This is a genomic window from Streptomyces sp. MMG1121, assembly GCF_001280015.1.
Lineage (GTDB): Bacteria > Actinomycetota > Actinomycetes > Streptomycetales > Streptomycetaceae > Streptomyces.
This window is the reverse complement of sequence record NZ_LGDV01000257.1, coordinates 1-12,842: the sequence shown is the minus strand read 5'-3', so window position 1 is coordinate 12,842 and position 12,842 is coordinate 1. Positions and strand designations below refer to the sequence as shown.

Annotated in this window: 12 protein-coding genes; 10 read left to right on the top strand and 2 right to left on the bottom strand. The window is 71.8% G+C overall.

Going from position 1 to position 12,842, the window contains the following annotated elements:
* Positions 1–287 precede the first annotated feature (287 nt).
* Positions 288–1,157: a hypothetical protein gene (locus tag ADK64_RS40785; RefSeq protein ID WP_078993152.1), complete on the bottom strand. Its 870-nt coding sequence runs from the start codon at positions 1,155–1,157 to the stop codon at positions 288–290.
* Between the two features lie 71 nt (positions 1,158–1,228).
* Between ADK64_RS40785 and ADK64_RS40780 the strand changes: the two genes are divergently transcribed.
* The 4 genes from ADK64_RS40780 to ilvD all read left to right on the top strand — a co-directional run bounded on the left by ADK64_RS40780 (position 1,229) and on the right by ilvD (position 5,786).
* A complete protein-coding gene (locus ADK64_RS40780; RefSeq protein ID WP_053667309.1) occupies positions 1,229–2,161 on the top strand; it encodes a Ppx/GppA phosphatase family protein in 933 nt (310 codons plus the stop codon).
* A gap of 145 nt (positions 2,162–2,306) precedes the next feature.
* A complete protein-coding gene (locus ADK64_RS40775; RefSeq protein ID WP_053667308.1) occupies positions 2,307–3,119 on the top strand; it encodes a sugar phosphate isomerase/epimerase family protein in 813 nt (270 codons plus the stop codon).
* Positions 3,116–3,787 carry a TetR/AcrR family transcriptional regulator gene (locus ADK64_RS40770; RefSeq protein WP_053667307.1) on the top strand — a complete coding sequence of 224 codons (672 nt, stop codon included), beginning with the start codon at positions 3,116–3,118 and terminating at the stop codon, positions 3,785–3,787. The genes ADK64_RS40775 and ADK64_RS40770 overlap by 4 nt, the downstream gene beginning before the upstream one ends.
* Positions 3,788–3,932: 145 nt before the next feature.
* Positions 3,933–5,786 carry a dihydroxy-acid dehydratase gene (gene ilvD / locus ADK64_RS40765; RefSeq protein WP_053667306.1) on the top strand — a complete coding sequence of 618 codons (1,854 nt, stop codon included), beginning with the start codon at positions 3,933–3,935 and terminating at the stop codon, positions 5,784–5,786.
* A gap of 58 nt (positions 5,787–5,844) precedes the next feature.
* Here the strand turns inward: ilvD and ADK64_RS40760 are convergent, their stop codons facing one another.
* On the bottom strand, positions 5,845–7,938 hold the full coding sequence (locus tag ADK64_RS40760; RefSeq protein ID WP_053667305.1) for a serine/threonine-protein kinase: 2,094 nt from the start codon (positions 7,936–7,938) through the stop codon (positions 5,845–5,847).
* Between the two features lie 179 nt (positions 7,939–8,117).
* Between ADK64_RS40760 and ADK64_RS40755 the strand changes: the two genes are divergently transcribed.
* The 6 genes from ADK64_RS40755 to proC all read left to right on the top strand — a co-directional run bounded on the left by ADK64_RS40755 (position 8,118) and on the right by proC (position 12,485).
* Complete coding sequence (locus ADK64_RS40755) at positions 8,118–8,435, top strand: SH3 domain-containing protein (protein WP_053667304.1); 318 nt, start codon at positions 8,118–8,120, stop codon at positions 8,433–8,435.
* Positions 8,436–8,481: 46 nt separating this feature from the next.
* Positions 8,482–9,006 (top strand): hypothetical protein, encoded by a 525-nt coding sequence (locus ADK64_RS40750; RefSeq protein ID WP_053667303.1) that lies wholly within the window; start codon positions 8,482–8,484, stop codon positions 9,004–9,006.
* A 58-nt stretch (positions 9,007–9,064) separates the two neighbouring features.
* Positions 9,065–9,856, top strand: a complete 792-nt coding sequence (locus tag ADK64_RS40745; protein WP_053667302.1) for a class I SAM-dependent methyltransferase — start codon at positions 9,065–9,067, stop codon at positions 9,854–9,856.
* A 143-nt stretch (positions 9,857–9,999) separates the two neighbouring features.
* Positions 10,000–10,833, top strand: coding sequence for an ABC transporter ATP-binding protein (locus tag ADK64_RS40740; RefSeq protein WP_053667301.1), 834 nt, complete (start codon positions 10,000–10,002; stop codon positions 10,831–10,833).
* Complete coding sequence (locus tag ADK64_RS40735) at positions 10,830–11,597, top strand: ABC transporter permease (RefSeq protein WP_053667300.1); 768 nt, start codon at positions 10,830–10,832, stop codon at positions 11,595–11,597. Before ADK64_RS40740 ends, ADK64_RS40735 begins: the two co-directional genes overlap by 4 nt.
* A gap of 75 nt (positions 11,598–11,672) precedes the next feature.
* On the top strand, positions 11,673–12,485 hold the full coding sequence (gene proC, locus ADK64_RS40730; protein WP_053667299.1) for a pyrroline-5-carboxylate reductase: 813 nt from the start codon (positions 11,673–11,675) through the stop codon (positions 12,483–12,485).
* The last annotated feature ends 357 nt before the right edge of the window (positions 12,486–12,842 follow it).

Here is a 12,842-nt window from a genome sequence, read left to right as displayed (position 1 = left end):
CTACATCCCCGACAACCCCACCGGACTCCCCGTCCCCAACCCCGACACACTCCGACAGCGACACACCGAGCCCGTCCGGAAGCTAGGGGCAGGTGTTCGGCTCTTCCCGCCTCGCGCGGCTCCCGCCCGGGCCGAACCGGCGCGCAGCCCCCTGGCGAAGCGGTGCCACCCCGCCCCCTGCGGACGGCCGCACGTCGCCCTCCCGCGATACGCCGACTCCTGCCCCCGTCGGTCCCCTTCTCGGCCGACCGAGGCGGGTGGGTGGGCGAAGGCGTGGGGTTGTGGAGTTACCGGGGCGGGTCTGCCGGGTGGGGGGCGAGTACGGGCAGTTGCGATGCCAGTCGCTGTTCGCAGAGCTCGACGAGGCGGTCGTACCCCGCCTTGCCCATCAGTTCCGTCAGCTCGGCCCGGTAGGAGACGTACACCGGATCGCCCGCTCCGTGCGCGGAGGTCGCCGATGTGCACCACCAGTGCAGGTCATGACCGCCCGGACCCCAGCCCCGGCGGTCGTACTCGCCGATGGACACCTGGAGCACCCGCGTGTCGTCGGGGCGGTCGATCCAGTCGAAGGTCCGCCGGATCGGCAGCTGCCAGCACACGTCCGGCTTGGTCTCCAGCGGCTCCCGGCCCTCCTTCAGGGCGAGGATGTGCAGCGAGCAGCCCGCGCCGCCCGCGAATCCGGGCCGGTTCTGGAAGATGCAGGAGCCCTGGAAGGGCCTCGTCTGCCGGGAGCCCTCCTCGTCCTTCGACACCCAGCCGTTCCGCGTGCCCTCGGCGTGGTGCTGCCAGACCTCCGGGGTGAGCCGCGCCACATGGCCGGCGACCCGCTTCTCGTCGTCCTCGTCGGAGAAGTGCGCGCCCAGCGAGCAGCACCCGTCGTCCGCGCGGCCCGCCTGGATGCCCTGGCAGCCGCTGCCGAAGATGCAGTTCCAGCGAGAGGTCAGCCATGTCAGATCACAGCGGAAGACCTGCTCGTCGTCCGCCGGATCAGGAAACTCCACCCAGGCGCGCGCGAAGTCGAGCCCCGTCTCGTCGCTCGACTTCGGGGCCTGCCCGGCCTTCTTGGACTTCTTGGACATGGACGACGCCTTTGCCTGCGCAGAATCCTTCACTCCCTTGGAGGATTTGGGATCCTTCGCCTTTTTCGTCTTTGGCACCTGTCCAGGGTAAGTGGCGAAGGCCCGCTCCGGGGACCGTCGGCCGGCGTTCTGGCAGTAGCGTTCCGTATATGAGACTCGGTGTCCTGGACGTGGGTTCGAACACGGTGCATCTGCTGGTGGTGGACGCCCACCCCGGCGCGCGCCCGCTGCCCGCGCATTCCCACAAGGCCGACCTTCGGCTCGCCCAACTGCTCGACGACAGCGGTGCCATCGATGACGACGGCATCCATCAGCTGGTCGCGGTCGTACAGGACGCACTCCAGGCCGCCGAGGACAAGGGCGTGGAGGACCTGCTGCCCTTCGCGACCTCCGCCGTCCGCGAAGCCGGCAACGCCGACGACGTCCTCGCGCGCGTGGCCGACGAGACCGGCGTACGGCTCCAGGTCCTCACCGGCGCGGAGGAGGCCCGCCTCACCTTCCTCGCCGTCCGCCGCTGGTTCGGCTGGTCCGCCGGAAAACTGCTGGTCCTGGACATCGGCGGCGGCTCCCTGGAGATCGCCTACGGCATAGACGAGGAGCCGGACGCCGCCGCCTCCCTGCCGCTCGGCGCCGGCCGGCTCACCGCGGGCTGGCTGCCCGGCGACCCGCCCGCCCCCGAGGACGTCCGCGCCCTGCGCCGCCATGTGCGTACGGAGATCGCCCGTACCGTCGGCGAATTCAGCCGCTTCGGCGCCCCCGACCACGTCGTCGCCACCTCCAAGACCTTCAAGCAGCTCGCCCGCATCGCCGGCGCCGCCCGCAGCGCCGAGGGCCTCTACGTCCAGCGGGAACTCAAGCGCGAGTCCCTGGAGGCCTGGGTGCCGCGCCTGGCGAGCATGACGGCGGACCAGCGCGGCGAACTCCCCGGCGTCTCGGAGGGCCGGGCCGGCCAGCTCCTGGCGGGGGCCCTGGTGGCCGAGGCGGCGATGGACCTCTTCGGCGTGGAGAGCCTGGAGGTCTGCCCGTGGGCGTTGCGCGAGGGCGTCATCCTCCGGCGCCTCGACCACATGGGATCCGCCTAGCGACCCGAAGGGGGGCGGGGCTGTGCCGACAGGCGGCTGTGCCGCGCGGGCGCGAGCGACGCCGCCGCATCCGCCGAATGGCAAAGCTCACAACGGCGAATAGCCACCAAACACCGGAGCCACTCCACCCCTTAAGGTGGCATCCGTGGCTGAACCCAGGGACGTCCCCGTCGCGCTGTCGACAGCCTCCGTCTACCCGGAGTCCACGGCGACGGCCTTCGAGATCGCCGCGCGCCTCGGGTACGACGGCGTCGAGGTCATGGTGTGGACCGACCCGGTCAGCCAGGACGTCGAGGCGCTGCGCCGGCTGTCGGACTACCACGGTGTCCCGGTCCTGGCCGTCCACGCCCCCTGCCTGCTGATCACCCAGCGGGTCTGGTCGACCGACCCCTGGGTCAAGCTCCAGCGGGCCCGTGCGGCCGCGGAGAAGCTGGGCGCCGCCACCGTCGTCGTACACCCGCCCTTCCGCTGGCAGCGGCAGTACGCGCGCGACTTCGTCGACGGGATCTGGCGGATGGCGGACGAGACGGACGTACGGTTCGCGGTCGAGAACATGTACCCGTGGCGCTACCGCGACCGCGAGATGCTCGCGTACGCCCCCGACTGGGACGTCACCCAGCACGACTACCGGCACTTCACGATCGACCTCAGCCACACGGCGACGGCCCGCACCGACGCCCTGGAGATGATCGACCGCATGGGCGACCGCCTCGGCCACGTCCACCTCGCCGACGGCCGGGGCTCCGCCAAGGACGAGCACCTGGTGCCCGGCCGCGGCACCCAGCCGTGCGCCGAACTGCTGGAGCACCTCGTGGTCAGCGGGTTCGACGGCCATGTCGTGATCGAGGTCAACACCCGGCGGGCGATGTCCAGCGCCGAACGCGAGGCCGACCTCGCCGAGGCCCTGGCCTTCACCCGCAAACACCTGGCCTCGGCGGTACGGGTGCCACGGCCATGAGCGAGAACCCGCCCCAGCCCGGCCTCCCGGCCGCCCACGACCCGTCGAGCCACGAGCCGGCCGCCCACGCCCCGGCCCCCCGCAGAAGAGGCAGACCCCCGCGCGCCGAATCCGCCGACACCCGCGACCGGATCCTCACCGCGGCCCGCGAGGAGTTCTCCGAGCGCGGTTACGAGAAGACCTCCGTCCGCGGCATCGCCAAGGCGGCCGGTGTCGACTCCGCGCTCGTCCACCACTACTTCGGCACCAAGGAACAGGTCTTCGAGGCCGCCATCGCCGTGGCCTTCGCGCCCGCGCTCGACGGGCCGGCCGCGATCGCCGAAGGCCCGCTGGACGGGGTGGGGGAGCGGATGACCCGCTTCGTCTTCGGCATCTGGGAGAACCCCACGACCCGGACCCCGCTGCTGGCCATCCTCCGCTCGGCCGTCAACAACGAGACCGCGGCCGCCGTGTTCCGCCGGCTCGTCGCCTCCCAGCTGCTGCGCCGTATCGCCGCCCAGGTGGACCTGCCGGACGCGGAACTGCGCGCCGAGCTGGCCGCCGCGCAGCTGGTGGGCGCGGCGATGATGCGCTACGTGATCAAGCTGGAGCCGCTGGCGTCGGCGGACCTGGAGCAGATCATCGCGCGCGTGGCCCCCGTCGTACAAGGACATCTGACGAGCCCCTGAGGACCCCCTTGCGGCCCCTGGGGGACCCGGTGCGGCGCCCCTGACGCCAAGACGGGCATCCCGTATTCCGGACACCTTGTCCCGCCCCCTGGATGACCGGCGTACGCTCAGTAGCAGCCCTATCTGTCTGAAGGAGCGAGCGACGATGCCCGAGCTGAGGTCCCGCACAGTCACCCACGGACGCAATATGGCGGGCGCCCGCGCCCTGATGCGCGCCTCCGGTGTACCCGGTGCGGACATCGGCCGGAAGCCGATCATCGCCGTCGCGAACTCCTTCACCGAGTTCGTGCCGGGCCACACCCACCTCCAGCCGGTCGGCCGGATCGTCAGCGAGGCGATCACGGAGGCGGGCGGCATCCCGCGCGAGTTCAACACCATCGCCGTGGACGACGGCATCGCCATGGGCCACGGCGGCATGCTCTACAGCCTCCCCTCCCGGGACCTGATCGCGGACTCGGTGGAGTACATGGTGGAGGCCCACTGCGCCGACGCCCTGGTCTGCATCTCCAACTGCGACAAGATCACCCCGGGCATGCTGATGGCGGCCCTGCGCCTGAACATCCCGACGGTCTTCGTCTCCGGCGGCCCGATGGAGTCCGGCCGGGCCACGCTGGTCGACGGCACGGTCCGCACGCTCGACCTGGTCGACGCGATCTCCGACGCCGTGAACGAGAAGATCTCCGACGAGGACATCCTCCGTATCGAGGAGAACGCCTGCCCGACCTGTGGCAGCTGTTCCGGCATGTTCACCGCCAACTCGATGAACTGCCTGACCGAGGCCATCGGCCTCTCCCTCCCCGGCAACGGCTCGGTCCTCGCCACCCACACCGCGCGCAAGCAGCTCTACGTCGACGCGGCCCGCACGGTCATGGACATCACCCGCCGGTACTACGAGCAGGACGACGAGTCGGTCCTGCCGCTCAACGTCGCCACTTTCCAGGCCTTCGAGAACGCCATGGCCCTGGACATCGCGATGGGCGGCTCCACCAACACGATCCTGCACCTGCTGGCCGCCGCCCAGGAGGCGGGCGTCCCCTTCGGCCTGGAGCAGATCGACGCCGTCTCGCGCCGCGTCCCCTGCCTGGCCAAGGTCGCGCCGAACGTCGGGAAGGACCGCACGTACTACATGGAGGACGTGCACCGCGCCGGCGGCATCCCGGCCCTGCTCGGCGAGCTGCACCGCGCGGGCCTGCTCAACGAGGACGTGCACGCCGTCCACAGCCCCTCCCTCGCGGACTGGCTGAAGACGTGGGACGTCCGCGGCGGCAGCCCGTCGCCCGAGGCGGTCGAGCTGTGGCACGCGGCGCCCGGCTGTGTCCGCTCCGCCGAGGCCTTCTCCCAGTCCGAGCGCTGGGAGTCCCTGGACGACGACGCCGAGGGCGGCTGCATCCGCTCCGCCGAGCACGCGTACTCCAAGGACGGCGGCCTCGCGGTGCTCAGGGGCAACCTGGCGGTCGACGGCTGCGTGGTCAAGACGGCCGGCGTGGACGAGTCGATCTGGACCTTCGAGGGCGCGGCGGTCGTCTGCGAGTCCCAGGAGGAGGCCGTCCAGCGCATCCTCACCCACGAGGTCAAGGACGGCGACGTCGTCGTCATCCGCTACGAGGGCCCCAAGGGCGGCCCCGGCATGCAGGAGATGCTGTACCCGACCTCGTACCTGAAGGGCCGCGGCCTCGGCAAGACCTGCGCCCTGATCACCGACGGCCGCTTCTCCGGCGGCACCTCCGGCCTCTCCATCGGCCACGCCTCCCCCGAAGCGGCCTCCGGCGGCACCATCGCCCTGGTCCAGGACGGCGACCGCATCCGCATCGACATCCCGAACCGCACGATCGACCTGCTGGTCGACGAGGCCGAACTGACCCGCCGCGACCAGTTGCTGAACGGCGTCTACGCCCCCCACAACCGCGAGCGCAAGGTCTCCCAGGCCCTGCGCGCCTACGCGGCGATGGCGACCAGCGCGGACAAGGGCGCGGTCCGCGACGTGAGCAAGCTGGGCTGACCCCAGGCAGACCGAAGGGACCGCTCCGCGTGGGGGCGGCCCCTTCGCGTCGTCCGCGTCACCACGCGGCCGGATCGCGCGCGGCGACGCCGAACACGGTTCCGTCGGGGGCGCCGGCGTAGACACGACCGTCGACGACCAGGGGCGTCGGCAGGCTGGTGGCGACCTTGTCCGCGTCGGCGCCGAGCCGCGGCGGAGTCTGTCCGAGGAGGCGCCCGTCGTGCGCGTCGACGGCCAGCAGACGTCCGTCGGCCGCGGTGAAGTAGACGTGCGCACCGTCGCCGACCGGGGCCGAGCCACGGCTGACAGACGTTTCCAGATGCCACAGCCGCCTACCGGCGGCCAGGTCCACGGCTTCCAGCGAGCCTTCCGCGGCCAGCAGATACACCGTGTCGCCGTGGACACCGGCCTGCGGAGACAGCCGCGGGACCGCCAGCGCCACCCGGCGCGACACCTTCGAGAGCGGTGTGTAGCGGACGACGGCGTCCGTCGCCCCGGAGGCCCTGTCGCCGGCCAGGAAGAAGAGGGAGCCGCCCTGGCTGCCGACGGGCTTCAGCACCCCGCTCAGCGATGCCTTCCAGCGCACCGCACCCGTCTCCGGATCCACCGCGGTGACACGCGTGTGTGCCCCGTCCTGGGAGGTCGTGGTCGCGTACGCCAGCGGGTCCTCGGCGAACGAGGCGAAGGACGGCGTGCTGTAGCCGGGAAGGCGCCGCTGCCATTTCGTACGGCCCGACCCGCCGTCCACGCCGGTGACCGTTCCGTCGGCGCCGGTGAGCAAGGTCGTGCCGCCGGTGTACTGGACCGTCGTGTCGTCGGTCAGGCGCCGCTTCCACACCGCGTCGCCGGAGCGCGGGTCGAGTGCCGTCAGGAGCGTGCCACCGTCCGAGCAGAACTGCACCAGGGAGTCCGCCAGGACCGGTGCTCCGCTCGTGCGGCCCGCCGCGGCGGAACGGTGCCACAGAAGCCTTCCGTCGGTGGGGGAGAGGGCGAAGGCGCCGCCGGGCTGCGCACACAGCAACGTCCCCGCCCCGTACGAACACTGCGGCATCCCCGATGCCTCGGACACCGGCCGGGCCGCCCAGGAACTGAACGCGGCCACCTTGGTGTGCGGGCTCCTACCGGCCGGGGTACGGTCGCCGCCCCCGGCCAACTGGACCGAGGCCAGCACGGCGACCACGACGAGCCCGAGCGCCCCGGCGCCCACCGCCGCCTTCCTGCCGACACGCCGCCCGGCCGGCGGCCCGGACTCCTCGGCACGGGAGGGCGGAGCCGGCCCGTCGCCCGTCCGCTGCGCCGGTATGAACGCCTGCGTGTCGTAGGAGGCCGCCACCGACCGCAGTTCGCGCATCAGCTCGTCGGGGGTCGGCCGGTCCTCGGGCTCCTTGGCCAGACACCGCAGCACCAGTGGCGCGAGACTCTCCGGCACCCCGGTCAGATCGGGCTCGTCGTGCACCACCTGATAGGCGACGACGTACGGGCTGTCGGAGTCGAACGGCCCGCGCCCGGTCGCCGCGTGCACCAGCACGGACCCGAGCGCGAAGATGTCCGCCGCCGGGCCCACCTCCCGCGGGCGCCGGAACTGCTCGGGTGCCATGAAGGGCGGCGTACCGATCAGCTTGCCGGTCTCGGTGCGCAGCTCACTGTCCTTCGGCCGGGAGATGCCGAAGTCGATGACCTTCGGCCCGTCCTCGGCGAGCAGCACGTTGCTCGGCTTCAGATCCCGGTGGACGACCCCGACCCGGTGGATGTCGCGCAGCGCCTCCGCCAGTCCGGCCATCAGCCGGCGCAACTGCGCCACCGGCATGGGACCGTTCCGCTTCACCTCGTCGGAAAGGGTCGGGCCCGGAATGAACAGCGTGGCCATCCACGGCCGTTCCGCCTCCGGATCGGCGTCCACGACCGGCGCCGTGAAGGCACCGCTCACCCTCCGGGCGGCCGCCACCTCCTGCCGGAAACGTCCCCTGAACTCGGGGTCCCTGGCGAACTCGGCATGTACGACCTTCACCGCGAGCTTCATCCCGGAGGTGCTGCGGGCCAGGTGGACAACGCCCATGCCACCGGACCCCAGACGGGACTCCAGGTGGTAGTGACCGGCGTACTCGGGAAGTTCCGCTTCCGCGCCCGCCCTCGTGTTCCTCTGTGGCGCCATGGGACCACCCCCGTGCTGTTCGTCCGCGCGCGCGACCCACGGAGCCTAGTCGATGACTCGTGCGGGACAGAGGCGGCTTGCTAGCCTTCGCGCGCGAGTCGCGCACACGTGTGCTGTGACCCGTTTACGGGGAAATCCGGCACCCATGGCGAGCATGGGGTTCAAGGGGGAGGTTCCACATGGATGTCGACCGCGCCGAAGAGGTCGAGAACGGCACCGAGGGCGATGCCGTGACGGCGGAGTCGGGCGTGCGCACCTACGCGGTCGCCCCCGGCGTCCGCGTGAACGTCCGCAGCGGCCCGGGCACCAACTACGGCATCACCCGGGTCCTGCCCGAGGGCACCCGCGTCCCGATCTTCTGCCAGACGCCGGGCACGACGGTCTCCGGCCCGTACGGCACCACGATGATCTGGGACAACATCGACAACGGCGAGTTCGTCTCCGACGCCTACGTCCACACCGGCAGCGACGGCTACGTGGCCTCGCGCTGCGCCTGACCGCCCCCGTCCGGAGCCCGCCCCCGCCCGGCGCCATAATCGTTGCGTGAGCGACGAAACCGGCACCCCGGACACCCCGGCGGGCTCCCCAGACGGATCGGCCCCGGGCAGCGGCCCCCGCCCCGAGCCCCTGCGCTTCTTCGGCACCTCCTGGGTGAGCCACGACAACGGCTACGCGGCCCGCCGCGCCGGTGTCGCCGTCGGCTCCCTCGCCGCGGCCGTCGCCGCCTGCCTGGTGCTCCGCTTCGCCTACGACGGCATCCGCATCGCCGACACCGGCTCCTTCGTGACCGTGCTGGTCATCGCCATGTTCGCGATCTGCAGCGCGCTCGCCTTCCGCAACACCTGGGAGGGCTTCGGCAAGCGCCACGACCCACAGCGCCAGGCCTCCCTGCGCGGCCTGCTCGCCATCGGCTTCGTCGGCTCCCTGCTCGCCTACTTCTTCCGTTCCCTCACCGAGGCCCCGGGCGAGAAGCTGCACCGCGAGGAGTACGACACGGCACGCGAGGCATACGAACGCCGCGCCACCCGCCGCACCGGCAACCCGTCGAAGAAGAAGCGGCGCACGTAGGGTTTCCGGGCGGGTAAACCCGCTGCGACCGCCTCCGCCGTACGGCCACCATGGCCGTATGACCACGACGCCACCGCCACCGACCCCACCCGCCCCCTCGGCCCGGGCCCGCTCCTTCAACACCGCCGCCGCCGAGTACGCCGCGCACCGCCCCTCCTACCCCCCGGCCCTCTTCGACGCGATCGAAGAACTGGCCGGCCGGTCGCTCACCGGAGCCAAGGTCGTGGACGTCGGCGCCGGCACCGGTATCTCCACCTCCCTGCTGCACGCCCGCGGCGCCGACGTCCTCGCCGTCGAACCCGGCGGGGGCATGGCCGCCGAGTTCCGCCGCGGGCTGCCGCACATCCCGATCGTCCGCGGCAGCGGCAACGCCCTTCCCGTCGCCGACGCCCACGCCGACTTCGTCACGTACGCCCAGGCCTGGCACTGGACCGACACCGCCCACTCGGTTCCGGAGGCCCTGCGCGTGCTGCGACCCGGCGGCGCGCTGGCGCTGTGGTGGAACACCGACGCCCTCGACATCGACTGGATCGCCGAGGGCACCGACCGCGCCGGCCGCTTCTTCGGCGTGGACATCGCCGCCGAGAAGCGCGGGGCCGCCGAGCGCCTCGACCGGGTCGACCCCAGCGGACGCCTGGACCTCACCCTCCGCAAGGTCCGGTGGAGCCGCCGCGTCCCGCTCGACACCCACCTCGGCAACATCGGCAGCCACTCGCTCCTTCTCGTCACGCCGGAGGAGCGCCGCACCGCCTTCCTGGAAGAGGAGCGCGCCCACCTGCTGAAGGTCTTCCCGGACGGGATCGTCGAGGAGACGTACGACGTGCTCCTCGTCTGCGCCACCAAGCCCTGACCTCGACGTCCCCCTGCGCACACAGCGGCGGCCGGCCCTGCCCCGGCCGCCGCTGCCGCCTGCGCACCCCAGAACGCCCCCTCCTGCGCTCCCTTGGCCGCGCCACTTGACGTCCGAGCCCACCCGGGCCAATTATTCATCGCATGATGAATTACGCGCCGGAGCCACCCCTCCAGCCCGTCCCCACCACCCCGGCCATCCATGCCGACGACCTCACCGTCGCCCGCGGCCCCCGCACCGTCCTGCACCACCTCCGCTTCACCGTCCCGCGCGGCCAGATCACCGGCCTCCTCGGCCCCTCCGGCTGCGGCAAATCGACCCTCATGCGCGCCATCCTCGGCACCCAGGCCAAGGTCACCGGCACCCTGAACGTCCTCGGCCACCCGTCCGGCCACCCCACCCTGCGCAGCCGCATCGGCTACGTCACCCAGGCCCCCTCCGTCTACAACGACCTGACCGTCCGGCAGAACCTCGAGTACTTCGCCGCGATCCTCGACCCCGGCCGCGCCGCCGCCGAGCGCCGGCACGAACACGTCACCCGGGCCATGGCCGACGTCGACCTCACCAGCCACGCCGACGCCCTCGCCGGCAACCTCTCCGGCGGTCAGCGCGGCCGCGTCTCCCTGGCCGTCGCCCTGCTCGGCACCCCCGAACTCCTCGTCCTGGACGAACCGACGGTCGGCCTCGACCCCGTCCTCCGCCGCGACCTGTGGAACCTCTTCCACGACCTCGCCGCCACCCGCGGCGCCACCCTCCTCGTCTCCTCCCACGTCATGGACGAGGCCGAGCGCTGCCACCGCCTCCTCCTCATGCGGGAGGGCGAGATCCTCGCCGGAGGCACCTCCCGGCCGGAGGACGGGGGAGACACCCCCGACGCCCTGCGCACCCGCACCGGCACCGACACGGTCGAAGCCGCCTTCCTCCACCTCGTCGACGAAGCCGCCGCCGCACACCGCACCCAGGAGCCGACCCGATGAGTACGACCACCCCCGCGACCGGTGCGCTCAACGCCTCCCGCACCACCGCCACCGCGGCCCGGGTCCTGCGCCAGCTGCGCCACGACCCGCGCACGATCGCGCTGATGATCCTCATCCCCTGCCTGATGCTGGTCCTGCTGCGCTACGTCTTCGACGCGAGCCCCCGCACCTTCGACAACATCGGCGCCTCCCTGCTCGGCATCTTCCCGCTGATCACGATGTTCCTGGTCACGTCCATCGCCACCCTGCGCGAACGCACCTCGGGCACCCTCGAACGCCTCCTCGCCCTGCCCCTCGGCAAGGCGGACCTGATCGCCGGCTACGCCCTCGCCTTCGGCGCCATCGCCATCGTCCAGTCGGCCCTGGCCACGGGCCTGGCGGTCTGGTTCCTGGGCCTGGACGTGACGGGCTCCCCCTGGCTGCTCCTGCTCGTCGCCCTCCTCGACGCCCTGCTCGGCACGGCCCTCGGCCTCTTCGTCTCGGCCTTCGCGGCCTCGGAGTTCCAGGCGGTGCAGTTCATGCCGGCGGTGATCTTCCCCCAGCTCCTCCTCTGCGGCCTGTTCACCCCCCGCTCCGACATGCACCCCGTCCTGAGCGCCGTCTCCGACGTCCTCCCCATGTCCTACGCCGTCGACGGCATGAACCAGGTCCTGCACCACACCGACATGACCGCCACCTTCGTGCGGGACGTCCTGATCGTGGCGGGCTGCGCGTTCCTGGTGCTGGCACTGGGAGCCGCGACACTGCGCCGCCGTACGCCCTGAGTCCCCTGCCGGCGGCGAGTCCGCCCACCGGACAACCACGCCCACCCCCCACACCCCGGTGCCAGACTGACCTTCATGAGCCAGAAAGTCGCAGTCCTCGGCACCGGCAAGATCGGCGAAGCCCTGCTCAGCGGAATGATCCGCGCCGGCTGGGCCCCCGCCGACCTCCTGGTCACGGCCCGCCGCCCCGAGCGAGCCGAAGAACTCCGCACCCGCCACGGAGTCACCCCGGTCACCAACGCCGAGGCCGCCAAGACCGCCGACACCCTGATCCTCACGGTCAAGCCGCAGGACATGGGCACGCTCCTGGACGAACTGGCCCCCCACCTCCCCGCCGACCGCCTGGTCATCAGCGGCGCCGCCGGCATCCCCACCTCCTTCTTCGAGGAGCGGCTGGCCGCGGGCACCCCGGTCGTCCGCGTCATGACCAACACCCCCGCCCTCGTCGACGAGGCCATGTCGGTCATCTCCGCCGGCACCCATGCCACGGAGGCACATGTCGCGCACGCCGAGGAGATCTTCGGCGCCGTCGGCAAGACACTGCGCGTCCCCGAGTCCCAGCAGGACGCCTGCACCGCCCTGTCCGGCTCCGGCCCGGCGTACTTCTTCTACCTGGTCGAGGCCATGACCGACGCCGGCATCCTGCTCGGCCTGCCCCGCGACAAGGCCCACGACCTCATCGTCCAGTCCGCGATCGGCGCCGCCGTGATGCTCCGCGACAGCGGCGAGCACCCCGTCAGGCTCCGCGAGAACGTCACCTCCCCGGCCGGTACGACGATCAACGCCATCCGCGAACTGGAGAACCACGGCGTCCGCGCCGCCCTCATCGCCGCCCTCGAAGCCGCCCGCGACCGCAGCCGCGAACTCGCCTCCGGCAAGAAGGACTGAACCCTCGGTACACCCTCCGGAGTGCTCCACGGCGGAGAGTTGACACACCTCACCTCGCTACGTAGTGTTCTCCGAGTTGTCCGACGTGAGCGCCGACTCCGGTCGGTCCCCGGACAGCCATTCCGCAAGTCCCCGCCACTCATCGGCGCCCCGGCGTCGACTGTTTTGGCGTGCGTATTTGCGAAATTGAGGAATCCGCGTTCGAAAGGACGCCGCCCCCGATTAGCTCGGGGGCAAGGAATCCGCTAAAGTCTCACTCGTCGGAACGGCCCAACGGCCGGGAAGACAAACCCCGCTGACTGGGGGTCAGACGCCGAAAGGATCTGATAGAGTCGGAACCGCCGGAAAGGGAAACGC

What these genes read in the sequence shown, in the direction of transcription:
- ADK64_RS40755 (WP_053667304.1), top strand. Translation starts at nt 8,118, where the DNA reads ATGGATGTCGACCGCGCCGAAGAGGTCGAGAACGGCACCGAGGGCGAT.
- ADK64_RS40780 (WP_053667309.1), top strand. Translation starts at nt 1,229, where the DNA reads ATGAGACTCGGTGTCCTGGACGTGGGTTCGAACACGGTGCATCTGCTG.
- ADK64_RS40760 (WP_053667305.1), bottom strand. Translation starts at nt 7,938, where the DNA reads ATGGCGCCACAGAGGAACACGAGGGCGGGCGCGGAAGCGGAACTTCCC.
- ADK64_RS40770 (WP_053667307.1), top strand. Translation starts at nt 3,116, where the DNA reads ATGAGCGAGAACCCGCCCCAGCCCGGCCTCCCGGCCGCCCACGACCCG.
- ilvD (WP_053667306.1), top strand. Translation starts at nt 3,933, where the DNA reads ATGCCCGAGCTGAGGTCCCGCACAGTCACCCACGGACGCAATATGGCG.
- ADK64_RS40735 (WP_053667300.1), top strand. Translation starts at nt 10,830, where the DNA reads ATGAGTACGACCACCCCCGCGACCGGTGCGCTCAACGCCTCCCGCACC.
- proC (WP_053667299.1), top strand. Translation starts at nt 11,673, where the DNA reads ATGAGCCAGAAAGTCGCAGTCCTCGGCACCGGCAAGATCGGCGAAGCC.
- ADK64_RS40745 (WP_053667302.1), top strand. Translation starts at nt 9,065, where the DNA reads ATGACCACGACGCCACCGCCACCGACCCCACCCGCCCCCTCGGCCCGG.
- ADK64_RS40740 (WP_053667301.1), top strand. Translation starts at nt 10,000, where the DNA reads ATGATGAATTACGCGCCGGAGCCACCCCTCCAGCCCGTCCCCACCACC.